Source organism: Paraglaciecola sp. L3A3, from assembly GCF_009796765.1.
Taxonomy (GTDB): Bacteria; Pseudomonadota; Gammaproteobacteria; order Enterobacterales; family Alteromonadaceae; genus Paraglaciecola.
In genome coordinates this window covers 1,923,116-1,946,789 of record NZ_CP047023.1, presented here as the reverse complement: position 1 = coordinate 1,946,789, position 23,674 = coordinate 1,923,116, and the positions used below count along the sequence as shown (strand labels likewise).

The following is a 23,674-nucleotide window of genomic DNA, read 5'->3' as shown; positions in this document are numbered from 1 at the left end:
TGATGATGAGTAAATTAACACAACTATTTGGAAGATTGAGCGTACTACTTTTAGTGTTTACGGCATCAATCCAAGCACAACAAATTGAAGTTACAGCCACTGTGGATAAAAATCCCGTTATGGCAGACGAATCATTTAATCTCACTGTTGTCGCCAATGGTGATGTAGACAGAGGGGATTTTGATTCATCTGCTTTGCTTAAAGATTTTGTAGTGGGCCGCACATCTGTGAGTTCGCAAACTCAAATGATTAATTTCACCACTACCCGCAGTACCACTTGGACAACGGTACTGATACCTCGCAAACAGGGACGTTTTACCATTCCGGCGTTCAATATCGCAGGCGGGATAACTCAACCCATAGACTTAATGGTTGTGCCAGTTTCTACTAGCAGTAACTCTCAAGCCCGCGATTTATTTATCAGCACAGAAGTTGACGTAGAAAAAGTCTTTCTACAACAACAAATTCACTACACGGTAAAATTACATATAGCCAAAGATCTGCAAAGAGGTAGTTTATCTAGTCCCACTCTAGAAAATGCGGATATCCGTCAAATTGGTAAAGACAAAGAATACAATGACATTATTGATGGCAAACGTTATCGGATTATCGAAAGATCATTTGCCATCATCCCGCAACAAAGTGGCACGTTTGTAATTGAAGGCCCATTGTTTGAGGGCGAAATAGTTGATAATAGCCGTCAAAGTTTTGGCTTTTTTAATCGCAATAAAGCCGTTAACCGAGTAGGGCCGAACCAATCTATTGAAGTGTTATCTATCCCGAGTAATTACAGCCAACATTGGTTACCCAGTGAGTTTGTACAAATCGATGATGAATGGCAAAGAAATGACAAAGGTTTTATTGCCGGAGAACCAATCACTCGGACTATCACTCTGACAGCTGTGGGTGTAGTAGAAGAACAATTGCCGGAAATTCAAAGCCAATATCCAGCATCGGTTAAAACCTATCCAGATCAAGCCGAAACCACAACTTTAGAAAAAGACAAAACGTTGATTGCTCAGCGTAAAGAATCCATTGCAATAATACCCAGTCAAGCAGGTAGTTTGCTAATACCCGAAGTGAAAATCCCTTGGTTTAATACCTTAACGCAAAAAACCGAATATGCTGTTTTGGCCGAAAAAACTATTCAAGTGTTACCGGCAATAAACCAGCCAGAAACCAACATATCTAGCAGCCCAATAATGCCGAGTAAACCTGTGGTAAACGAAAAAAATCTGCAGCCAGTCACACCAGTTATTCAATCTGGTATTGCCCAGTATTGGTTATGGATCAGCCTAGCAGTAATCTTGTTGTGGTTATTCACACTAGTCGCTTGGTGGAAACATGTTGCCCTGTTGAAAGGTAAACAAAAACCTCTACGACCTTCTAGTGTGCGCACCACACAAAGTGAGAAAGAATTATGGAATAAATTAGAAAAAGCCCTTAATCAAGCGCAACCGCAAGAAATACTGACATTTTTAACACCTTGGTTAGGCAATCTAATTGAACATAAAAATGCCACTCTGGATTTTAGTTTAGCTTTTATAAAAGATGAAACACTGAATCAAGCAGTAAATAACTTATTAGCGGCTCGCTATTCTCGCCAGCAAAATACTTGGCAAAGCACCGAATTACATTCATTACTGCGTAAAATAAGAAAGGCTTGGTTACAGAAAAATATTAGTGTATCAACCTTAACTCCTTTATATCCAGCCAGTTAAACTGTACTGTGGCGCATAATCAAATGGAGTGTAATGCTAAGTCAGCAGCAAAAATCATACTCCATTGCTTACAGAACGGTAAATAAATATGTTTTCACGAAAGCAAAACAACAAAGCCTCGGTCTCTAATGACATGGCAAATAAACAAAAACGATATGAAGCGCTAGTACTGGCTCTACATACAGATATATACCGTTATGCATACTGGCTTGTAAAAGACAAAGCAATTGCGGAAGACATAGTACAGGAGACCTTTCTTAGAGCTTGGAAATCTTTGGATTCATTAAAAGATGAAAAAGCAGCTAAGTCTTGGTTAATTACCATATTACGCAGAGAAAACGCCCGACGGTTTGAACGTAAACAATTTGATTTAGTAGACATTGATGATGTCTCAGTGATAGATGATAGTTTATCTAATGAAATACAAATTGAACACAGAGAATTAAGAACAATCATGGCTTCTTTAAGTGAAGAATATAGAGAGCCTTTGATGTTACAGATAGTATTCGGCTATAGCGGCGAAGAAATTGCTGAACAACTAGAGTTAAATAAAAATACTGTTATGACTCGGTTATTTAGAGCGCGTAATCAAGTAAAAGAGGCACTTGAAAAAAGTGAAACACAGTGGGGGCAAGCAAATGGATGATTTAGAATTTCGTCGTACTGTGTACGCAAACCCTAATTGTACTGATGAAAAAGTATTAAAAGCAGTAGCAGAAGATCCAAAAAAACAAGCGTTTTTACGGGAACTAAAACTACTTGATAAAAAAATGCATCAGGCCAGTCAAGTTGAAGTACCCAGTGATCTAGCCAGTAAGCTTATTTTACGTCAGACAATGCAAACTCATATAGAGAGCAAAAAACGTAATCGTATACAATTGGCTCTCGCTGCGTCTGTTGCTTTCATCATGGGCGTGAGTTTTACCATGTGGCAACAACATAACCTGATCAATATTTCAGAACATGCTATTGCCCACGTAAAGTTTGAAGGTAATTATGCCCTTGAAGCTCATGAGAATATAAGCTTAGAACAAGTTAACGCTAAACTTGCCAGTTTTGGTGGCGAACTTACGGATGATATTGGTCAAATTTATTACGCTAATTTTTGTGATTTTGATAATATCAGAAGTTTACATATGGTAATTCAACTAGGTGATGAAAAACTCACTGTCTTCGTCGTACCCAAGAATGAAAAATATGATAACAAAAGTATTTCTCATGCAAAAGGCTACGAAGGACAAGCGATTAATCTAAAACGTGCAAACTTAGTGGTCGTGGGGGAAGAAGGCACTGATGTGACTAAAGCTAAAAGTGTTTTAAGCAAAAAGTTCAAATTTTCTGCTTAATTATTACCAAGCAGTTCACAAATAAGGAATGATTTACAGCTTAAATCATTCCTTTTTATTTGTACTTATCTACATTTGATACTGCATATCAATATGCTCAATTCCGCCATCATCATAAGCTTTACCAAACTCTCTAAATCCAAACTGTCGATAAAACTCACAAACATATACTTGAGCTGACAAGGTTATTTTCATTTCAGGTAACTCAGTTTTAATATCTTTTATCATTGTCTGTAATAATTGTTTGCCCTGCCCCATACCGCGATTTTGTTTATCTAACACAAACCGCTCAACCTTAACTTTATTATCCGCTGCTAAAACACGGTAACGAGCATAGCCAAACAATTTTTTTTGCTGATCTTTAAGTAAATAATGATATGCATCTTGGTCTAACTGATCTAAATCGACGTAAACACTATTTTGTTCGACAATAAAAACGTCTTGGCGTAATTTGGCAATTGCATATAATTCGTCTTTACTGAGTTGTTGATAAGTTTTCTTGTTCATAAAATTGGTCACATGACTAATACTTAAGTATAAGATAGGTTAACAGGGTTCCATGGTAATATTTCGTCGCTTAAGTATGACAATAAATTAATCATAAAAAAGCTAATTTCTGTGAGTATTCCTTTAATTATTTTAATCTTCACATCCAAGTTTGAAATTCATTTTTCAAAATATTTCAATTTAATTTGCAACAAATTTAATCAATCGTTACTGTATGGTTATTAAGTTTAGTAAGGGTACGCTTTGAGCTTTTACGCAGCACGACAGCCAATTTTAAATAAAGATAAAACTTTATTTGCTTACGAATTATTATTTCGTGACAGCCTGAAAAATATATTCCCAAATATTAATGAGGATGTAGCTACAGCCAAACTAATAGAAGGCTTACAGTTTAATTTAGGTTTAGAAACACTTGCCAAAGACTCCCTCGCCTTCATTAATTTTACTCATAATTCCTTGATATCAGGTTATCCATTTTTATTACCTAAGGACAAGATTGTTGTAGAAATATTAGAAACAGTCAAGCCTACTAAAAAGCTATTAGATATCTGCAAAGAGTTAAAAAGAAAAGGCTATTTAATTGCTCTTGATGATTATGAACACAGTAAACCTTGGGAATACTTTTTTCCATACGTTGACATAATAAAGCTGGATTATAGTATAACTAGCGAAGCTCAATTCGAAGAAATAATCACCGCTATTGAGTCTTACCCTAAGATAAAACTATTAGCCGAAAAAGTTGAGACCAATGCAGAATACCAACATGCCTTAGATTTAGGTTGTGAGTATTTCCAAGGTTATTTCTTCAGCCGGCCTGAAGTCATTCGCTCCATCTCCTTCACGCCAGTACAAGTATCAGTGATAAAGTTAATGGCTGAGATGAATAAAGCTGAACCCAATATTGCAGAAGTTACCAAAATTTTTGAACAAGAAGTCAGCTTATCGTTCAAATTACTTCGCTATTTACAGTCCCCTATTTTTAAACGCAATAAAGCTGTCGAAACCATTAAACAAGCCATTGTCATTTTAGGGAATAATGAATTAAGTCGGTTTGTTTCTTTACTATTTACCGCTCAATTTGCTAATGATAAACCCAAAGAGCTTTCTATTATGTCTTTAGCAAGGGCAAGGTTTTGTGAGTTGATGACAGACTCTTATATTTTAAAGGGCGTTGAATCTTCAGCATTTTTAATTGGCTTACTTTCTTTGATCGATGCATTAGTCGATGCAGATATCCATCAGTTAATGGATAAGCTACCTCTCAACCAAAACATTAAAGATGCAATAATAAACAGACATGATGAGTCAGCAAATTTACTACATTTTTGTGAACTATTTGAGCAGGCAGAATGGCAAAAATTAGAGAGTTATTGCCAAAATAATAAAATTGATTTAGCCCAGGCAAGTGAACGCTTCCAACAATCTATGAGTTGGGCCACAGAAAGAATGCAAGCCTTACAATAATGTGAGACTAATAAGCCAATCCTGCTAACCAAGTATAATTAATTTCATTTAATTATTAGATAGTTTATTCTAGTCCAAAAAATTATACACTCAAACACACATTTTTGATAAAGTTCTAATCTTAGAATTTTTTAATATAATCATCTCATTTTTCGCGAGAAAACTATGCCTAACTCAATTCCAACTGTGACTCATTTAAAGCAACTTGAAGCGGAAAGTATTCATATCTTTCGTGAAGTAGCCGCTGAATTTGACAACCCTGTAATGCTTTATTCTGTGGGTAAAGATTCTTCAGTATTATTACATTTAGCTCGCAAAGCTTTTGCACCAGGAAAAATTCCTTTTCCATTATTACATGTAGATACCACTTGGAAGTTTCATGAAATGATTGAATTTCGTGACAAGATGGCGACTAAACATGATTTAGACTTACTAGTTCATATCAACCAAGAAGGTGTTGATATGGATATCAGTCCTTTTGTACATGGCAGCGCTAAACATACTGATATAATGAAAACCGTTGGCCTGAAACAAGCTTTGAACAAATATAAGTTCGATGCAGCATTCGGTGGCGCTAGACGAGATGAAGAAAAATCACGTGCTAAAGAACGGGTTTATTCATTCCGCGACGAAAATCATAGATGGGATCCGAAAAACCAACGCCCTGAGTTATGGAACATATATAACTCACAAGTAAATAAAGGCGAAAGTATTCGTGTATTCCCTATGTCAAACTGGACTGAACTAGATATCTGGCAATATATTTATATGGAAAATATCGAAATTCCATCATTATATTTAGCCAAACCTCGACCAGTTGTAGAGCGTGATGGCACATTAATTATGGTAGACGATGACCGTATGCCCCTAGATGGTGAAAAACCAGAAATGCGCTCAGTTCGTTTTAGAACCTTAGGTTGTTATCCATTAACAGGCGCGGTTGAGTCAACAGCGAGTACGCTTCCTGAAGTTATTCAGGAAATGTTATTAACTAAAACATCAGAACGTCAAGGCCGAGTGATTGACCATGATTCTTCAGGTTCTATGGAGAAGAAAAAAATGGAAGGATATTTCTAATGGCAGAAAATATAGTTTGGCATCAACATGAAGTTGATAAAACTCGTCGAGCAGCAGCTAAAAATCAAAAACCAGCGGTATTATGGTTAACGGGTTTAAGTGGCTCAGGTAAATCGACCATAGCGAACTTACTCGAAAAGAAATTAGCAGAACATCAAAAGCACACTTATTTACTAGATGGCGACAATGTTCGTCATGGCTTATGCGGTGACTTAGGCTTTAGTGATAAAGACAGAGTAGAAAACATTCGACGTATTGGCGAAGTAGCCAAATTGTTTGTTGATGCAGGTACCATTGTATTAACAGCTTTCATTTCTCCTTTTAAAAGTGAGAGAGACTACTGCCGCAATTTATTGGCTGATGGTGAATTTGTTGAAATATTTATTGATACTCCATTAGCTGAATGTGAAAAACGTGATCCTAAAGGTTTGTATCAAAAAGCCAGACAAGGTGACATTAAAGATTTCACTGGGATTGATTCTCCTTACGAAGCACCAGAATCAGCAGAAATTACTTTAAGCTATACTGGGCAATCAGCGGAACAATCAGCCGAACAGATTTTTGAGTTATTAAAAACAAAAGGATTTTTGGCCTAATGTTAACTGACAAACTTATCCAAAGCATTGTTGACCTCAGTCATCAAGCTGGCGACAAGATTATGGAAATTTATCAAAAAGATTTTGCAATATATGAAAAATCTGATGAAAGCCCGTTAACTGAAGCCGATCTAGCAGCTCATAATTGTATCGTTGCAGGACTACAGGCTGTTTCTGAGTTACCAATATTATCTGAAGAATCAGCCAGTATCAGTTGGCAAGAGCGTAGCAGCTGGCAAACATACTGGTTAGTTGACCCACTTGACGGTACCAAAGAATTTATCAAAAAAAATGGCGAATTCACGGTTAACATTGCTTTAATCGATAAAGGTGTACCTGTATTTGGTGTAGTTTATGCGCCTGTTTTAGAACAAACCTATGTTGGCGTAGTTGGTCAAGGTGCCTATAAAATCACTGCAGGCAAACGAGCTGATATAACACCTAAGCAGAACACTTCAGGCGAAACCTGGAAAGTAGTAGGTAGTCGTTCGCACCAGAGTCCTGAAATCCAAGCACTCCTCGAATCCTTGCCAGGAGAAACAGAACTAGTGGCCATGGGCAGCTCTTTAAAACTATGCCTGGTTGCCGAAGGTGCCGCTCACTTATACCCTCGTTTAGGTCCAACATCCGAGTGGGATACAGGTGCAGCTCAAGCAGTAGTTGAAGCGGCCGGCGGTAAAGTAACAATTATTGAAGATGCAGCGAATGCGTTAAAAGAAAATGCTGCACCTCTTAGATACAATCAAAAAGATTCCGTTTTAAACCCATTTTTTCTAGTGAGTTGCTAAATTATGAATAGCGAAAATAAATTATTACAGTCTGATATATTGGGCTACCTAGAGCAACACGAAAAGAAAGACATGTTGCGTTTTTTAACTTGTGGCAGTGTTGATGATGGTAAAAGTACCTTAATCGGCCGTTTGTTACATGATTCAAAAATGATATTTGAAGATCAATTAGCCGCTATTACCAAAGATAGTAAAAAGATGGGAACAACTGGAGAAAAAGTTGATCTAGCTTTATTGGTAGATGGACTTCAATCTGAGCGTGAACAGGGCATTACAATTGATGTAGCTTATCGATATTTTTCTACAGATAAACGTAAGTTTATTATTGCCGATACGCCAGGACATGAACAATATACTCGTAACATGGTCACCGGTGCATCAACTTGTGATGTAGCGATTATTCTGATAGATGCTCGTGCGGGTGTAAAAACTCAGACCCGTCGTCATTCATTTTTAGTTTCACTACTAGGTATCAAACACATAGTAGTTGCTGTAAATAAAATGGATCTTAAAGACTATAGCGAGACAGTATACGAAGAAATAAAACGTGACTATCTTGAATTTTCTAAACAATTAGAGATCCCTGATATTCAGTTTATTCCTCTATCTGCACTTGAAGGTGACAACGTAGTAAACATTAGTGAACACACACCTTGGTATAAAGGTCAGTCATTAATGTCTATGCTAGAAAACATCGAAATTGGTAATGATTTTAACTTAGATGATTTCCGTTTTCCTGTACAATACGTTAACCGTCCAAACCTTAATTTTAGAGGTTTTGCCGGCACAGTAGTTTCTGGAGAAATCAAACCTGGGGACAGCATTACAGCTCTACCTTCGGGCAAAAAGTCTAGAGTTAAAGCACTAGTAAACTTTGAAGGTGAACAAGACCGAGTTTACGCACCACTTACTACTACTATCACACTTGAAGATGAAATTGATATTTCTCGTGGCGACATGATAGTTAAAAGTGACAATTTACCTCTTCACTCTAGCACTTACAAAACTAACTTAGTGTGGATGGACGAAGAACCTTTAATGCCACATAAGCAATATGGCTTTAAGTTTGCGACTAAAAATGTACTTGGTAGCGTCACAGATATCGATTATCAAATTGATGTGAACTCAATGGAACATAAAGATGCAGTTCGTTTAGAATTGAACGAAATAGCCGTCGGTAACATCAAACTAACTCAGCCTGTTGCATGTGACCCGTATACTAAAAATCGTACAACCGGTGCCTTTATCATAATTGATAGATTAACCAATGGTACTGTTGGTGCGGGCATGATTATTGAAGCTTCAGCTGAAGGTAATACTAAAACTGAATACTCTGAATTTGAATTAGAATTCAATGCGTTAGTTAGAAAGCATTTCCCTCATTGGAATGCTAACGATATTACTAAACTTTAAACAGTAAGATAAAATAATATGGATATTAACCAGTATCTGGTTTTAGCGATATTTACTGGTACTATATTGGCGCTTGTTGTAACAGACAAGCGCCCTTCTCTTATCTTTGCCAGCTCACTTTTAGCACTAATTGCCAGTCAACAATTGATAATCAGTGACGTGATCAAAAACCTGACGAACCAAGGTTTAATTACCCTCATTTTATTACTGTTAGTCAGCTCTGCAGTAGACAAAACCTCTTTAATCAAACGTTTAGGTAGAACCTTAGTTACAGCTAATTTCAAAACTAGTTTTTGGCGATTATTTGGCTTAACCTTTACTTCTTCAGCCTTATTAAATAACACAGCAGTAGTCGCCAGCTTGATTGGGCCAGTTAAACAAAATCAATATCATCATGCTTCGCGTTTGCTTATTCCCCTCTCCTATTCAGCTATATTAGGTGGCACTGTCACCTTAATCGGCACATCAACTAATTTAATAGTAGACAGCTTTTTAATTGAACATGGACACCCTGGGTTCAATTTTTGGGATTTTACTTTATACGGCCTAGTGGCAGGTTTAAGTTGTGGTTTATTAATGTATTTAATGACCCCTTTGTTACCTAAAATCGAAAATAAAAACAATCAATACAATAGTTATTTTATTGAGGCTGATGTTGAAGCCGATTCTGAATTAGTAGGTAAAAGTGTTGAAGAAAATCACCTTAGAAACCTACCTGAGTTATTCCTAATCGAAGTGTCTCGTGACGGAAAATTAATCACCCCCATCACCCCTGATTTTGTTATTCATGCCAACGACAAACTGATATTCACCGGCAATGTACAAAACGTAGACAATCTGAGTCATATCAAAGGGCTAAAATTGTTTGCCGAATCAGATGGGTTATTAAGAGACAACTTAACTGAAGTCATTATTTCAAACCGCGCGCCGATTATTGGTAAAACCTTAAAAGTGTTAGGTTTTAGAGCCTTATTTGATGCAGCAGTTGTTGCTGTTAGGCGAGATGGGGAGTCATTATCAGGCAAACTGGGAGAAATAAAACTTCAAGCTGGAGACTTTTTATTATTGGCTACCGGCCCCGACTTTGTTCAAAGACATAACCTAGCAAAAAACTTTTTTATCTTATCCGAAAAGAAAGTGGTTACTAAATTATCACGTTTTCAAGAATGGATAACGGTAGGTGGTTTTTTATTAACCGTTGGGTTAGCCGCCACTTCAATATTAAACTTAGCTACAGGTTTATTATTTTTTATGGCCATTTTAGTCGCCAGTGGTATCACCTCAAATAATGAAATTAAACGTAATATTCCGTTAAACCTTATAATTGTGATTGTAGGTGCATTAAGTTTGGCCACCGCCTTAGAAAAATCTGGGGTAATCGCGCAATTAATGGATGCCATACATCCTTGGGCTTCCAGTGTCAGTCCTATATGGGCTTTAGTGACTATATATGTATTAACATTGGTCTTAACTGAATTAGTGACAAATAACGCGGCAGCCGCACTTATGTTTCCGTTTGCTTATGGCATGGTAGAAGTATTAGGTGCACCACTTATGCCGTTCGCACTAGCCGTGGCATTTGCCGCCAGTGCCAGTTTCATCTCCCCCTATGGGTATCAAACTAACTTATTAGTATTCAGCGCTAGCAACTACAAATTCCAACATTTTATAAAGTTTGGTTTACCTATTTCAGTATTTTATTCAACAATAGTATTGCTACTGTTGAAATATTCTTATGGCTTGTAAAACCAATAAAATGTAAAAATAGGTTACTAAAGCAACGACTTCGTTTAGTATGCGCCACCTTAAAATTTTCGCAAAAACCTCCCCTTATATGTCTGCCAACTCACTCTATACCGACCTTTCGTGTTATTACGATCTTATGTGTGCCGAAATCAATTACCCGGCCCAAAGCAATTGTATTCGCAGACTGATGCAAATTTTTGGTACCGACGGAAAAACACATCTTGATATGGCTTGTGGAACCGGCCCTCATGTCCGTCATTTTATTGATTTTGGTTATCACAGTAGCGGCCTTGATATAAACCAACCTATGTTAGATCTAGCAAAAACACGTTGTCCTGAAGCACACTTTTCATTACAAGATATGAGCCAATTTAAGGTCTCGGAACCGTTAGATTTAATCACCTGTTTTTTGTATTCAATTCATTACAATAACGGTCTTGAGAAATTAACTGAATGTATAATTAGTGTCCATAAAGCATTAAAAAGCCGAGGTGTTTTTTGCTTTAACGTAGTGGACAAAACCAAGATAGACAATTTGTCATTTGTTAAACACACAGCTCAACAAGAAGCTGACCTCTTCACCTTTAGCTCAGGCTGGCACTACTCTGGTGATGGTGATCAACAAGCACTTAAAATCAGTATTGAAAAAACAACTAGTAATGAAACTCAAGTGTGGCAAGACGAACATACTATGGTTGCTTTTAGTTTTGATGAATTACGAGAAATTTTAACCAGCTACTTTGAAGTCCATGTATTTGAACACGACTACGAGAAAATCACCCCTTACGAAAATACCTCTGGCAATGCTATTTTTGTCTGTGTGAAGAAATAGAAAATAGCTGAATAGCAAACACTGAAGCAGCATGACACAACTAGAAATGGTATTTAGATAACATAAAAAGAAAAATATAAGTGATTGTTAATGATCGTTTCAGTTGTTTTAGAAAAAATGAAAGAAATAGCTCCTTCGCCCTGTCTAAATTAGTACGGATATTATTAGTTAGGATAGTCCAATGTGTTCATCTCCAAAGTCAAGTATGGCAACTGTTAGCAATAAAACACCCATAAAATCCTTTGCTGAAGATCTTACTAAAGAACAACGACTTCGGTTTGCAGAAGTGGCAAATCGTGCTGATGAACAACGTCAAAAACGCATTGCAAACAATAAGCGTTGGCAACAAAAACATAAAACCGATAAAAATAACAAGAAAAAGTTGTCTCTTTGGCAATGGGTCAATAATGTATTTTTTTCGCTTTCACCTCGATAACTAAAAAGCAGAGGCCTCACTGTGGGGGAAAAGCGGAACAATGGCGAGTAATAACATACTGCAGGTAGTTAAAAGCTATTGGCTATTGCTCGTCAACAACACTCACGACTGTCTTTTTATAGTTTTTTAGCCACCACCCCATCGGTTAACTAACGAAATGCTAAACCTGAACCATCACAGCAATGAATACATAAAACCCAACATATACTAAATTTCAATAAAACGTTAGACTATCAAGAACACAATAAATAAATCTACGCTGTTTTAAACACTAAGCTATCTTGTTTTTACTTTCGATTTTTTCACAAATTAAAAATGTTCTGAAGTAACACTAACGCTAATTTCAAACCTTGTGTACATTTATTAAATATAAAAAACTGTTTACACCTCAGTATAATGAACAAAGAAAGGCCCGTTGTTACATGGAAATAAACACAACAAAGTCGAATAACAATAATGCAATAATGGACTTTTTTATTAAAACTCGTTCATCCGGTTTATTATCACTTGTTAATATATCGAGTGTAATCTACATCACGGTTTTAGCCTTTAGTTACCCGCATTTCGCACCAGTGATGAAACCATGGGTAGTTATTTCGCAAATTATTGGCGTCAGTATTATTATTGCCAATTTATTTGTGCTCCATCGTACCAAAAATATCCCCCTTGCTGCCGGTATAATGTTGTTTTGTATGTTTGCAATTCATATGGTTAATATTACCTTTGCCGGTGGTATTACCCCTCCTCACTTTGCTTGGATTTTTTTATTTCCAATCTTGGCTGGCGGTACAATGGGCTGGCGAGGACAGTTATTTTTCTACATTATTTGTTTATTTGGCACTATCTTCTACGCCATATATCCGGCAGATGCGGTAACCCTAGCTTATCAAAATAGTATGGGGTACACCTTTTTCACACGATTTATGTGTTTAACCATCTTCTTCTTCATAATGATGATCTACTATTTCACCCTTAATGAAAAAATGGAGAACTTAAGAAAAGCCCTTGACTTAGCAAATTTTGAAAGTGGTCTATTTTTAGGCGTATTTAATTCTAAAGCTCAAAGCGTTCTTTTAATCGATAGTAAAGGCTGCATAGTTCGAGCTAATGCAAAAGCACATACAAGTTTTGGTTTTCCACCTGACGCTCTTTTACAATTACCCATATCAAAGCTATGCCATAGTGGTCTTGAAATATTAAATACTAGTAGCACTGATAATATGCCACAAGAAACCTCGGGCATCGAAACCAGCATTACTGTCAATAACGGAAACACTCTTTGGGTAGAGTACTCCAGTTTAATTATTGCTGATGAAAATAATGAACAACATACTCTTATTACCCTAGAAGATATTACGACCCGTAAAAACCATGAAAATGAACTATCGTACCTAGCACACTACGATCACCTAACAAAGCTGCCTAATCGCTTGTCAATACAAGAGCAGCTAGGGGAAATGATTACCCGTGCCAAACAGAATAATAAAAAGTTTGCAGTGGTATTTTTTGATCTGGACAAATTTAAAGATATTAATGATATACAGGGGCATCAGGCGGGCGATATGGTGCTATTGGCAATAGCTAGTCGTTTGCAAGAAAATATGCGCAGCGGCGATCTTGTCGCTAGGTTTGGCGGGGATGAATTTGTAATATTGTTAAATAACGTAGATACACCCACCATTGTTATCGAGCTAGTTAAAAAATTTCAATCGTGTATAAGTGATGTTATCAACGACAACGGTCAGGAATATTTTGTTGGCTCAAGTGCTGGCATTTCATTTTATCCAAAAGATGGTATGGATGCCGACGATCTTATTCGTAAGGCCGACTTAGCCATGTACAAAGCTAAAGCAAATGGCCGAGGCACTTACGAATTTTATAGCACCGAGCATTACGACTGCGTAAAAAGACAAATTAAAGTAAGTCATGAACTCAAATATGCCATTGAAAGAGGTGAGCTTACTCTATTGTTTCAACCAATCTACGACATTCACGACCATATTTGTGGTGCTGAAGCCTTAGTCCGTTGGAAACACGATGAACTTGGGAGAGTATCGCCTGATGAGTTTATTCCCATTAGTGAAGATAATGGGCTTATTGTTTCTATCGGGCTATGGGTTTTAGAAGAGTCGTGTAGGGTATTAAAAAAGTGGCACCAAATGGGCTTTGAACATTTAGTTATGTCGGTCAATGTATCCTATCGTCAAATTAATAGTGACGACATGGTGAATGATACTAAACGTTTGCTTTCAGCATATCATTTAGCAGGTAAATCACTAATTCTAGAGCTCACCGAACGTGTATTTGCTGATGACTTAGACCTTGTGCAATTTAATATTAAACAGTTCGCCGAATTAGGCGTAAACACAGCTATTGACGATTTTGGTGTAGGCTATTCAAGTTTAAGCTATCTTACAAAAACTGATTTTAGCTCGATAAAAATAGACCGTAGTTTTATCAAAGATATTGAAACCAATACTTCTTCTCGTAACCTTTGTGCGGCAATTGCTTCTATGGCCTCAAGCTTAGGATTGTCGGTTACTGCCGAAGGGGTAGAAAAAGCCGAGCATTTGCAAATATTGAAAGAAATGAATATTGACAAATATCAAGGATATTTAATGTCGATGCCAATTGCAGCCGATGAGTTCGAAAAGTTATTGTTGTCTAAAAAATAACTGCCATTGTTATGTCATTGCATATCAATGAACTGAAAGCAGTAATAACAACGATATTTTGAAGCCTTATGTGAAATGGCTAAGCACAGCAAGCCTGAACATTGACTTCATTTGTTTCTTTCTAACAAGATTGATCAGCCACAACACCCAGCATAACAGAAACAACTAAACCGCAGTTTTAGTTGACCCCTGCACGGCTGCATTAATCTCGTCCATTTCTTCAGGGGTTAAATCTCGCCATTGGCCCGGTTTAAGCCCAGCTAAACGGACAGACATAATCCTACTACGTTTAAGTTTCGTCACTTCATATCCTAGGTATTCACACATTCTACGAATTTGTCTATTTAAACCTTGAGTTAAGATAATCCTAAATACCATTTTACTCTGCATAGTCACCACACAAGGTTTAGTCACTGTGTCTAAAATAGGAATACCGTTAGCCATTTTATGAATAAACTGTTCAGTAAGGGGCCGATTCACAGTGACTATATATTCTTTGTCATGAGCATTTTCAGCTCGTAATATTTTATTCACTATATCGCCATCACTGGTTAAAAAAATCAAACCTTCTGACGGTTTATCCAGGCGACCAATGGGAAATATTCGCTCTTTGTGACCAATCGCATCTATGATATTGCCTTTGATATGCCGCTCGGTAGTACAAGTAATACCAACAGGTTTATGATAAGCGATATACACTCGGTCAGACTTATTTTCAGCACTGGCCGAAATACGCTGATGATCAACTTTCACGACATCACCTACAGCTACTTTTGTACCTAGCTCTGGAACCAAATCGTTAATCGTCACACGTTTTTGTTCGATCAATTTATCTGCTTCTCGACGAGAGCAAAAACCTGAATCGCTTATAAACTTATTTAATCGGATCAAAGACATAAAGAAGTTGCTTAATATTTAAAAATGAATAGGGATAGCCGTACTTAAGACTATTTTAACATGAATCGACTTGAAGATGAAAACCCCTCACCTTCAAGTCTGTTTAATCTCGCTCTGAAAGAGTTTGCTTACACCTCTAGATAAACCTTTTCTAAACGAGGCAATAACTTTTTGCTGGCGTCATCCAAGACCCCCGCACTAATCCACTCTTTTAACAGTGTTATTAATTCTAGCGCTTCACCTGTTTGAAGCTTTTGTGCCATCAACTGCATTTGCATTTGTTGTCTACTTTTCTCATCCTCTTTCGGAGAATCAATTTGTGCCAAAATCTCCATTTGTAATAAAAGTTGATGACGATCAACCGAACGATTTAAATTGATAAAGCAAGTTTGCCAAGGTTTGGGTAACACTTTAATGCTTTCAGTTAAGTCTGAACCTGCCTGCCATGTTTGCAAAATAGAAAATATATCTCTGAAGTGTTGCAGCTTGGCAGCCTTTTTTAATGAAGCCAGTTTTTTATCTTGTATCTCAGTAATACTTTGCAACTTGCCTTCAATGACTTTTTGCTCAGAAACAGGCAAAGATGCTAATAGCTCTGTTATCTCAGACTTGCCTTCTAACGCAGCTTGAATTGTCGCTTTATCTTGCGCTTCATTTATACTTGTTTCGAGTTCAGACACTTTATCTTTTACTAGTTCAAGTTGTTGTTTTAATGCTTGTTTTTGCTGTTGGTTTTCAGCTGTACGTTTGGCAAAAACGTCATCGTTAGCTTTTCTAAATGCAGGCCATAATTCAGCTTCAGCTTTTCTGCCAGCATGTTCAATAGTTTTCCATTGAGCCTGTAAAACTTTAACTTGCTCAATTGCCTCACTAACTGACTCTAGTTCAACTAAAGCTATAGCTTTATCTAATAATTTCTGTTTTTGCTCTTGGTTATCTTGATAAAACTGATTCACCTTGTCTCGTAAAGGAGCGGTTAATCCCTGAAATTCTTCATAGATTGCAGAACGTAATTTATAGTCTACTTCCCCTACTTTCTTCCATTTTTGTTGCAATAATTTAAGATATTTGGCTAACTCAGATATGCCGATAGTTGATTCAGATAATGTTTTAAGTTCAGCGATAATTTGTTGTTTAGCCGCTAAATTTTGCTCTCTTGTTTGTTGTTGCTTATCGTAGTGCTGACGACAAGGTTCAAAGGCTTTTTCGATCGCTTGATCAAAGGCTTGATTTAACGCTTGATCAGACTCTGTATCTAATTTACCTAAACTATTCCATTGAGCGCGCAAAGACTTTACTGCTTTAGCTTGTTCATCAATACTGAGCGGTGCTGTGATTAAGCTTTCTACTTCTTGCAGTAATGCCGGTTTTCTTGGAGCGGCGATATATTCTTGCCAATCTTGTAAATTTTCAATTTGTTGTTTTATTGAATTAAAAGACTTTTCCAGCTGTGAATTTTGTTTTTCGGGCAAGGCTGCAAACCAGACTTGTACTTTTTGATACAAGCCCATGGCCGCTTTAAATTTACCTTGTTGAATTAAACTATCTACCGCTCTAATTTTATTTCTACAACGGGCAAGCTCGGCATTTACTGCAGTTTTTAATTGTTTTAATGCGAACTGCCAGTCTTTATTTCGGCTATTCCATTTATCAGTTAATACTTTTGGAACATGGCCTTGATGATTGCCGACAACATCTCGCCATTGACGTTTTAAATCATTTACAAAGTCTTGTGCGGCTTCAATTTGACTTTGATCATTTGGCAAAGGTAAAGCTGCAAATTTAGTGACTAAGGTATCTGCAACTTGAATAGCTTGTTGAAACTCAGTTAAGTTTTGTACTGTATTTTGACTGGCTAACAACTTTTGCTGCAACTGCTCTAAACGTTTATGTTGTTGGTGATTGTTACTATCCAGTTGATGAATTAATGCCTGCAAATTTTCTGAATGAGAGACTAGTTGTTGCGAAAAATCGTTCGCTTCAGACTCAGTAATTTCACTGATACGAGAAGCCAATTCAGCAGACAATTTAGTTAACGTTTGCTCGACACTAGCCACTAATGTTTCAATATTACTAAGCAAAGCTTGTTCAGCCAATTTGGCTTGCCATTGCGGGGTTAATAACTCAATTGTTCTGGTTAATTTTTCTGTGATCTCTAGATACTTTTGTTCGATTTCTTGACGCTTGATATCCGTTAAACAATAAAAATCTTCGGCTAACTTTTGATAATTTTGCAATAATATATCTTGTTGAGCTTGTATCACAGGTAGATCATGGCTATCTTTTAATGCCAATAAGCGGGACAAAATCATTTTCACTTGTTGTTCAATTTCAATTGGTAACGATTCAGCACGCAACCAACTTTCTAAAAGGCTCTGACTCTCATTTTTAATGTTATCGCTGGCCGTTTTTTTAATCAGTTTATTCAGTAATTTTCTTTGTTGCGCCCCATCCTGCAGCTTAGCCAATAAAGCTAACTGTAAAGCTTCATTTCGGCTTTCCAATAATAACTTTTCTTGAACTTGTGGTTTGTTTAACTTTTTTAATACCTCTAAAACCAAATCGGTATCTTGTTGTAACCAAATCTGACCGAGCAATTTTTCTAACAATCTATGATCACGACATTCTTGCACAAATTTGCGTTTTTCTTCGTTATTCAATAACTCAGACTGTTCAGAAAATAAGTTCTCTTCTACTATTTTTTGTGAACGTTTTAACACACGCTCGTTTTTTGCAATTTCTGACATTTTGTACCACAACACAAAACTATCTAATTTTTGCAATGCAGCCAAACTGACATTCACATCATCATCATTAAACGCCAGTTCATGTAATATTGATCTTTGTTCTGGTTCTTGTTTATTAAGATTATCTATGACTTGAATACGGATCTTAGGATTTGGACTTTGATGTTTGGGACGAAAAAGATGTTTAAAGATCATCTTGTTTAAACCGCGCTATTGTTTGATTGTTATCAGAGTTTTGTTGAAACTCTTGTTTAAATGAAGCACGGCTTTTATGTACTATCTCGCCGTTTTCACCCACTGTCATATGTTGCTCAGATTTCAAGATTTTTGCTTGATACATCATCACAGCTTGCATACTTGTTTCTCGTTGGGCTTCGGTTAAAGGAGAACCATCTAACCATTTACCCGTCTCCACTGCTTGTAGCAGTTTTTCATAAACAATAGGAGACATATTTTGCAACAGACTTGAATTATGCATAAGTTAATCTGACCTTTTCAGAAAAACTAAGCGAACTCGATTCACTATGTACCAAACAAAACCTAGAATGGCGACAGCAACCGCTAATTTATATTGCAGATCATCAGGTGCCGCACCTCCCCAATACATAAAACCAAAACCAGCAACAAATAACAGCATGGCCACCATAGATTGAGTTTGAACGTTTTGTTTTTTGAGGTATTTGTTCAGGTTTTGTTTGCGAGCAATATCTTCTTGGCTTGCATTGCCAAGGTTAAAGTCACAGTGCTGACAACTTTTTGCTTTATCAGAAATTTTTTTACTACAAGAAGGGCAATCTACTACCGCCATTTTTTCCTCTCTAATGATACATAGAAAAGCGCGACATTTAGCCGCGCTTTTATTTAAATTAAATATAATTAAAATAAATTATTTGTTTTCTTTATTAAATCTATCCCAATACTCGGCAACAGATTCTTTCATTTCTTTACGTAACAAGAAAATACCAAATAAGTTAGGTAATGTCATGACAACAATTGCCACAGCAGACAAAGTCCACACTAATGTGGTGTCAGACACAGCCGCCCAAACAAAACCAGCCACATAAATAACTCGATAAGGCATAACTGAGCGTGGCCCAAATAAGTAAGTCATTGCCCGATCACCATAATATGACCAAGCGATAGCAGTTGAAAAGGCGAATAACAACAAACCAATTGAAACTATGTATTTACCTGACTCACCAAAAAAACCTTTAGTGAAAGCTAATGCAGTCAAACTGGCTGAATGAATTAACGATTCGCCACTGACAGCAATGTTTTGTTTCACTAAGTTACCATCAACTACTTTTAAAGTGCCGCTATAGTTATCTTCAGGCTGACCAAAAGTGAAAACCACATTATCTGCGAAGGAACGTGCGTTAAAAATGGTAAAACCTTTATTCACTGCTTTACCGTCTACCACTTGGATATCACCAGTAAATTGACTGACGCCGTGGTCACCTAAATTATTAATATAGTTATACAAAGTTTTTCTATCATCTGCGTCTGATTCTACATAATCACCGGCTAAAATATACATATCAGAACGATCGAAAGTGTTAAGATGTTTCTCTTTCCATACCCCTGATGACAAAATCACTAACCCCGTAATAGTACAAATAATAATGGTATCAATAAAAGGTTCCAAAATAGACACCATACCTTCAGATACCGGTTCATCAGTTTTTGCTGCAGCATGAGCGATAGGTGCCGACCCCTGGCCTGCTTCATTAGAAAACAAGCCCCTATTCACCCCTTTATTAAATGCATAAGCTATAGTCGCACCTAAAAACCCGCCTGTAGCAGCAGAGCCTGTAAAGACATCAGAAAAGATTGAAACAAAGGCAGGGCCAATATTTTCAATATTGGCAAAAATTACCGCAAACGCGCCGACTAAATATATGAGTGCCATTAGCGGCACAATCTTAGATGTCACAGCTGCAATACGTGTAATGCCGCCTAGAATAACCAAAGCCAGTAAAATACCTAACACACTTCCCACAACTATTGGCTCAAACCCAAAGGTGGCTTCTACACTTGTGGCAATACTATTACTTTGCGGTAAATTACCTGTACCAAATGAACTAATAACAGTCGCCACAGCAAAAGCAACGGCCAACCATTTCATATTCAACCGTTTATCCATGTAATACATGGGGCCACCAGCCATAGTACCATCAGGCGTTTTATCACGATATTTATGGGACAAGGTGACTTCAACAAATTTAGTAGTCATACCAAAAAATGCAGTCGCCCACATCCAAAATAAGGCAGCCGGCCCACCTAAAAATAAAGCAAAAGCAACGCCACCAATATTCCCTGTACCAACAGTACCTGACAAGGCAGTAGTTAATGCTTGAAAATGAGTAGTATCACCTGGCGAATCGGACTTATCATATTTACCTATAACGACTTTCCACGCATGTTTAAAATATCTCACTTGAGGAAATTTAAGGTAAACAGTAAAAAACAACCCTGTACCTAATAACACATAAGGGAACCACCAAGCGCCCCCTAAGATGCTATCTAAATAGCTTAAAAAACCATGAAACGCTTCCACATTATTCCCCTTTCTAGCTCATTTTTATTGTTAATTAATTGATTATATTTTTATTTATTTAACTGAGCTAATACTGCTCGCATAGCCACTAAGACATCTTCCCCGAGTTGTTTACATCGAGTTGCAGACCAACCATATATAGGATCAGGTAATTCAACATTATCTTTAAAAGGCATTTCTAAGGTATAAGAAAGACAATCAAACTCATGACCAATAGCATTAGCCGCAAGGGTTAAATTTGCCTTGCCTGGCTCATCTTTTGAGTAACCATGCACATCTTGAAATTCTGGCGTGATATTCAACAAAGCATGCTTAAAAGTGTCTTCAAGTGCTTTTAATCTATCATTATAATTTGGATTACCTTCACAACCCGCCACAAAGTTATAGGGCAAAGCTTCATCACCATGCACATCTAACAACATATCGACACCAACTTGTTGCATTTTTTGTTTCACCAAATAGACTTCTGGGCTACTTTCCAAACTTGGTGTTGCCCATTCACGGTTCAAATTAACCCCGTTAGCGTTGGTCCTAAGATGACCACGAACAGCCCCATCAGGGTTCATATTAGGCATCACATAAAATACGATATGATCTAATAGCGATCGAGATAAAGCGTCTTCTTCATCTAATAAACGCTCTAATAAACCTTCAACCAACCACTGGGCCATAGTTTCACCAGGGTGTTGCCTAGCGGTGATCCAAAAGGCTTTTTTACCTTCTTCTGGTTCACCTATCACCAATAAAGACATATCACGGCCATCAAGTGTTGACCCTAAGTATTCTTGTTGACAAAAAATAGATTTTTGCGCCCACGCCAATAAATCTAAATGTCGTTCATAACTGTAAGGGGTAAAATACGCATAATATATATGGTCGAATTCAGGGGTATGTTGAATAAGCAAATTATCGCCATCAAATTCGGTATCGACTCTAAACCATTCTTGCCTATCATAAGATGCGACTGCTTGATAATTTTGCCAACCTTCTGGGTAAGCAGACTTTGCGAGATCTGTGATGGTCAATTGGTGCGAGATAAAAGCAGTGCTTTCTAGTTTAAAATGAAACCATTGATAAAAATCAGATTGGTTGTCTTTTTGAATACTTAGTTGAATGTTTTGGGGATCTTCAGCGCGAATAACTTGAATATTCCCACTGTCAAAATTGCTACTCACTCTCACTGCATCGTTCCTAGAAATAGACCTCCATCTAATCTACCACAGTCTGCTTTCACTCGCCTAGACCCTATGCCATTAAACCATTGAATAAACCTGCTTCATCAGCAGGTTTATTCATACAATCCCAAATTAGCTGTGGATCCAGCCAAGATTGAGCACAGTTATAATTGAATCGGTAATGACTCAGGTAAAGTTGGAGGAACAATATTGGCCATATGCTGAATCACTTTTAAAACTTGGCAACTGTAACCAAATTCATTGTCATACCAAACGTACAAAGTGGTTCGATCACCGGCGACAATTGTGGCTTGAGAATCGACCACTGCTGGCGCTCTGGTTCCTACTAAATCTGAAGATACAATTTCAGTGGAGGCGGTATAATCAATTTGATGCTGCAAAGATGAAAATAATGCCATATCTCTCAGATAAGCATTTACTTGCTCTTTTTGTAATGATTCTTTTAAATGTAAATTCAAAATAGCTAATGACACATTTGGTGTAGGCACTCGAATAGCACTACCTGTTAGCTTTCCATGCAGATTAGGATAGGCTTTAGATACAGCTTTAGCTGCACCGGTTTCTGTTATCACCATATTAAGAGCAGCACTGCGTCCTCTGCGGTCTCCTTGATGAAAATTATCGATTAAGTTTTGGTCATTCGTAAATGAATGCACGGTTTCTACATGACCGCTATTAATACCAAATTTTTCATCTATCACCTTTAATACCGGGGTAATTGCGTTTGTCGTGCAACTTGCTGCAGACAAAATAGTATCAGCCTGAGCAATATCCTGATGATTAACCCCATATACAATATTCTTAATATTGCCTTTACCTGGTGCGGTCAGTAATACTTTTTTAACCCCTTTAGATTTAAGGTGTTGACCTAGTCCATCTTCATCCCGCCACATACCCGTGTTATCTACTACAATCGCATCTTTTATCCCATATTGAGTATAATCGACCTCAACTGGGCTATTAGCATAAATAACCTGAATGTATGAGCCATTGGCCTTAATAGCATTTTTTTCTTTATCTACGGTAATGCTACCGTTAAATGGTCCGTGCACAGAGTCTCGGCGTAATAAACTCGCGCGTTTTTCTAAATCGCCCTCTTTGCCACCGCGTACAACTATGGCTTTTAATCGCAGTTTATTATTACTGCCTTGTCTTTCAATCAATAACCTGGCTAAAAGTCGACCAATACGACCAAATCCATATAAAACAACATCTTGAACTTCAATAGGTTGCTTAACATCTAAAATATCTTTTAACTGTTTAGTTAAATATTGCTCAATAGATAACCCTTTAAAAGCAGGATCAAAATGATAAGAATAAGCCAATTTACCTAAGTCGATATGTGCCGGTGCTAAGGTCTTTTTTTGCAAAGCTTGCAACAAAGGCCAACTTTCTCTAAGACGCAACTTTTGTTGTTCTTTTAACCTAACGGTACGATGAGCTTTGATAATATCTATCGCACTCACGCCTAATAAAGAGCGACCATAAACTGAGATTTCTACCGATTTATTACGGTACAAACTGCCCAATATTGGCAACATTTGCTCCGCATACTCTTGCCTTTCTTGCCAACTACTTAATAATTCTTGCTCTAACTTTTGATTCATTGCTCAGACCCATCTTAGTTAACGATCTCCTGGTTGCACCTAGCAACAGGCTCTAATCGCGCGCATTCT

19 protein-coding genes and 1 pseudogene are annotated in these 23,674 nt (G+C 37.2%); 12 read left to right on the top strand and 8 right to left on the bottom strand.

Features of this window, described 5'->3' with window-relative positions; genetic code table 11:
• Window positions 1-2 precede the first annotated feature (2 nt).
• The 3 genes from GQR87_RS08100 (at window position 3) to GQR87_RS08090 (ending at window position 3,067) form a co-directional block, all read left to right on the top strand.
• The gene (locus GQR87_RS08100; RefSeq protein ID WP_233267430.1) at window positions 3-1,721 is read left to right on the top strand and encodes a BatD family protein; all 1,719 of its coding nucleotides are present in this window, start codon (window positions 3-5) and stop codon (window positions 1,719-1,721) included.
• Between the two features lie 88 nt (window positions 1,722-1,809).
• Window positions 1,810-2,367, top strand: coding sequence for a sigma-70 family RNA polymerase sigma factor (locus tag GQR87_RS08095; RefSeq protein ID WP_158968245.1), 558 nt, complete (start codon window positions 1,810-1,812; stop codon window positions 2,365-2,367).
• Window positions 2,360-3,067, top strand: a complete 708-nt coding sequence (locus tag GQR87_RS08090) for a DUF3379 domain-containing protein (RefSeq protein ID WP_158968243.1) — start codon at window positions 2,360-2,362, stop codon at window positions 3,065-3,067. The genes GQR87_RS08095 and GQR87_RS08090 overlap by 8 nt, the downstream gene beginning before the upstream one ends.
• Window positions 3,068-3,136: 69 nt before the next feature.
• Here the strand turns inward: GQR87_RS08090 and GQR87_RS08085 are convergent, their stop codons facing one another.
• The gene (locus GQR87_RS08085) at window positions 3,137-3,574 is read right to left on the bottom strand and encodes a GNAT family N-acetyltransferase (protein WP_158968241.1); all 438 of its coding nucleotides are present in this window, start codon (window positions 3,572-3,574) and stop codon (window positions 3,137-3,139) included.
• A gap of 243 nt (window positions 3,575-3,817) precedes the next feature.
• Here GQR87_RS08085 and GQR87_RS08080 point away from each other — a divergent pair, with 243 nt between their 5' ends.
• The 9 genes from GQR87_RS08080 to GQR87_RS08040 all read left to right on the top strand — a co-directional run bounded on the left by GQR87_RS08080 (window position 3,818) and on the right by GQR87_RS08040 (window position 14,601).
• Window positions 3,818-5,038, top strand: a complete 1,221-nt coding sequence (locus GQR87_RS08080; RefSeq protein ID WP_158968239.1) for an EAL and HDOD domain-containing protein — start codon at window positions 3,818-3,820, stop codon at window positions 5,036-5,038.
• Between the two features lie 165 nt (window positions 5,039-5,203).
• A complete protein-coding gene (gene cysD, locus GQR87_RS08075) occupies window positions 5,204-6,115 on the top strand; it encodes a sulfate adenylyltransferase subunit CysD (RefSeq protein WP_158968237.1) in 912 nt (303 codons plus the stop codon).
• Window positions 6,115-6,711 carry an adenylyl-sulfate kinase gene (gene cysC / locus GQR87_RS08070; RefSeq protein WP_158968235.1) on the top strand — a complete coding sequence of 199 codons (597 nt, stop codon included), beginning with the start codon at window positions 6,115-6,117 and terminating at the stop codon, window positions 6,709-6,711. The genes cysD and cysC overlap by 1 nt, the downstream gene beginning before the upstream one ends.
• Complete coding sequence (gene cysQ, locus GQR87_RS08065) at window positions 6,711-7,499, top strand: 3'(2'),5'-bisphosphate nucleotidase CysQ (RefSeq protein WP_158968233.1); 789 nt, start codon at window positions 6,711-6,713, stop codon at window positions 7,497-7,499. Before cysC ends, cysQ begins: the two co-directional genes overlap by 1 nt.
• A 3-nt stretch (window positions 7,500-7,502) precedes the next feature.
• Window positions 7,503-8,912, top strand: a complete 1,410-nt coding sequence (gene cysN, locus GQR87_RS08060) for a sulfate adenylyltransferase subunit CysN (RefSeq protein WP_158968231.1) — start codon at window positions 7,503-7,505, stop codon at window positions 8,910-8,912.
• Window positions 8,913-8,930: 18 nt separating this feature from the next.
• Window positions 8,931-10,658, top strand: a complete 1,728-nt coding sequence (locus GQR87_RS08055) for an SLC13 family permease (RefSeq protein WP_158968229.1) — start codon at window positions 8,931-8,933, stop codon at window positions 10,656-10,658.
• A gap of 88 nt (window positions 10,659-10,746) precedes the next feature.
• Window positions 10,747-11,490, top strand: coding sequence for a class I SAM-dependent methyltransferase (locus tag GQR87_RS08050; protein WP_158972927.1), 744 nt, complete (start codon window positions 10,747-10,749; stop codon window positions 11,488-11,490).
• 181 nt (window positions 11,491-11,671) lie between these two features.
• Window positions 11,672-11,926, top strand: coding sequence for a hypothetical protein (locus GQR87_RS08045; protein ID WP_233267429.1), 255 nt, complete (start codon window positions 11,672-11,674; stop codon window positions 11,924-11,926).
• 422 nt (window positions 11,927-12,348) lie between these two features.
• A complete protein-coding gene (locus tag GQR87_RS08040; RefSeq protein WP_158968227.1) occupies window positions 12,349-14,601 on the top strand; it encodes a GGDEF and EAL domain-containing protein in 2,253 nt (750 codons plus the stop codon).
• Window positions 14,602-14,769: 168 nt separating this feature from the next.
• Here the strand turns inward: GQR87_RS08040 and rluF are convergent.
• The 7 genes and pseudogenes from rluF to GQR87_RS08005 all read right to left on the bottom strand — a co-directional run.
• Window positions 14,770-15,498 (bottom strand): annotated as a pseudogene (gene rluF, locus GQR87_RS08035) (23S rRNA pseudouridine(2604) synthase RluF); the annotation flags it as partial.
• A gap of 128 nt (window positions 15,499-15,626) precedes the next feature.
• Window positions 15,627-18,440 (bottom strand): DUF349 domain-containing protein, encoded by a 2,814-nt coding sequence (locus GQR87_RS08030; protein ID WP_158968223.1) that lies wholly within the window; start codon window positions 18,438-18,440, stop codon window positions 15,627-15,629.
• Complete coding sequence (locus GQR87_RS08025) at window positions 18,430-18,723, bottom strand: YeaC family protein (protein ID WP_158968221.1); 294 nt, start codon at window positions 18,721-18,723, stop codon at window positions 18,430-18,432. Before GQR87_RS08025 ends, GQR87_RS08030 begins: the two co-directional genes overlap by 11 nt.
• 3 nt (window positions 18,724-18,726) lie before the next feature.
• A complete protein-coding gene (locus GQR87_RS08020) occupies window positions 18,727-19,053 on the bottom strand; it encodes a hypothetical protein (RefSeq protein WP_158968219.1) in 327 nt (108 codons plus the stop codon).
• A 78-nt stretch (window positions 19,054-19,131) separates the two neighbouring features.
• Window positions 19,132-20,802, bottom strand: a complete 1,671-nt coding sequence (locus GQR87_RS08015) for a sodium:alanine symporter family protein (RefSeq protein WP_158968217.1) — start codon at window positions 20,800-20,802, stop codon at window positions 19,132-19,134.
• 50 nt (window positions 20,803-20,852) lie between these two features.
• Window positions 20,853-21,983: a M14-type cytosolic carboxypeptidase gene (locus tag GQR87_RS08010; protein ID WP_158968215.1), complete on the bottom strand. Its 1,131-nt coding sequence runs from the start codon at window positions 21,981-21,983 to the stop codon at window positions 20,853-20,855.
• A 158-nt stretch (window positions 21,984-22,141) separates the two neighbouring features.
• Window positions 22,142-23,605 carry a glyceraldehyde-3-phosphate dehydrogenase gene (locus tag GQR87_RS08005; RefSeq protein ID WP_158968213.1) on the bottom strand — a complete coding sequence of 488 codons (1,464 nt, stop codon included), beginning with the start codon at window positions 23,603-23,605 and terminating at the stop codon, window positions 22,142-22,144.
• Window positions 23,606-23,674: the final 69 nt, after the last annotated feature.

What these genes read in the sequence shown, in the direction of transcription:
- GQR87_RS08030 (WP_158968223.1), bottom strand. Translation starts at nt 18,440, where the DNA reads ATGATCTTTAAACATCTTTTTCGTCCCAAACATCAAAGTCCAAATCCT.
- GQR87_RS08090 (WP_158968243.1), top strand. Translation starts at nt 2,360, where the DNA reads ATGGATGATTTAGAATTTCGTCGTACTGTGTACGCAAACCCTAATTGT.
- GQR87_RS08005 (WP_158968213.1), bottom strand. Translation starts at nt 23,605, where the DNA reads ATGAATCAAAAGTTAGAGCAAGAATTATTAAGTAGTTGGCAAGAAAGG.
- GQR87_RS08100 (WP_233267430.1), top strand. Translation starts at nt 3, where the DNA reads ATGATGAGTAAATTAACACAACTATTTGGAAGATTGAGCGTACTACTT.
- GQR87_RS08020 (WP_158968219.1), bottom strand. Translation starts at nt 19,053, where the DNA reads ATGGCGGTAGTAGATTGCCCTTCTTGTAGTAAAAAAATTTCTGATAAA.
- GQR87_RS08040 (WP_158968227.1), top strand. Translation starts at nt 12,349, where the DNA reads ATGGAAATAAACACAACAAAGTCGAATAACAATAATGCAATAATGGAC.
- GQR87_RS08085 (WP_158968241.1), bottom strand. Translation starts at nt 3,574, where the DNA reads ATGAACAAGAAAACTTATCAACAACTCAGTAAAGACGAATTATATGCA.
- cysN (WP_158968231.1), top strand. Translation starts at nt 7,503, where the DNA reads ATGAATAGCGAAAATAAATTATTACAGTCTGATATATTGGGCTACCTA.
- GQR87_RS08025 (WP_158968221.1), bottom strand. Translation starts at nt 18,723, where the DNA reads ATGCATAATTCAAGTCTGTTGCAAAATATGTCTCCTATTGTTTATGAA.
- GQR87_RS08050 (WP_158972927.1), top strand. Translation starts at nt 10,747, where the DNA reads ATGTCTGCCAACTCACTCTATACCGACCTTTCGTGTTATTACGATCTT.
- cysD (WP_158968237.1), top strand. Translation starts at nt 5,204, where the DNA reads ATGCCTAACTCAATTCCAACTGTGACTCATTTAAAGCAACTTGAAGCG.
- GQR87_RS08095 (WP_158968245.1), top strand. Translation starts at nt 1,810, where the DNA reads ATGTTTTCACGAAAGCAAAACAACAAAGCCTCGGTCTCTAATGACATG.
- GQR87_RS08045 (WP_233267429.1), top strand. Translation starts at nt 11,672, where the DNA reads ATGTGTTCATCTCCAAAGTCAAGTATGGCAACTGTTAGCAATAAAACA.
- cysQ (WP_158968233.1), top strand. Translation starts at nt 6,711, where the DNA reads ATGTTAACTGACAAACTTATCCAAAGCATTGTTGACCTCAGTCATCAA.
- cysC (WP_158968235.1), top strand. Translation starts at nt 6,115, where the DNA reads ATGGCAGAAAATATAGTTTGGCATCAACATGAAGTTGATAAAACTCGT.
- GQR87_RS08055 (WP_158968229.1), top strand. Translation starts at nt 8,931, where the DNA reads ATGGATATTAACCAGTATCTGGTTTTAGCGATATTTACTGGTACTATA.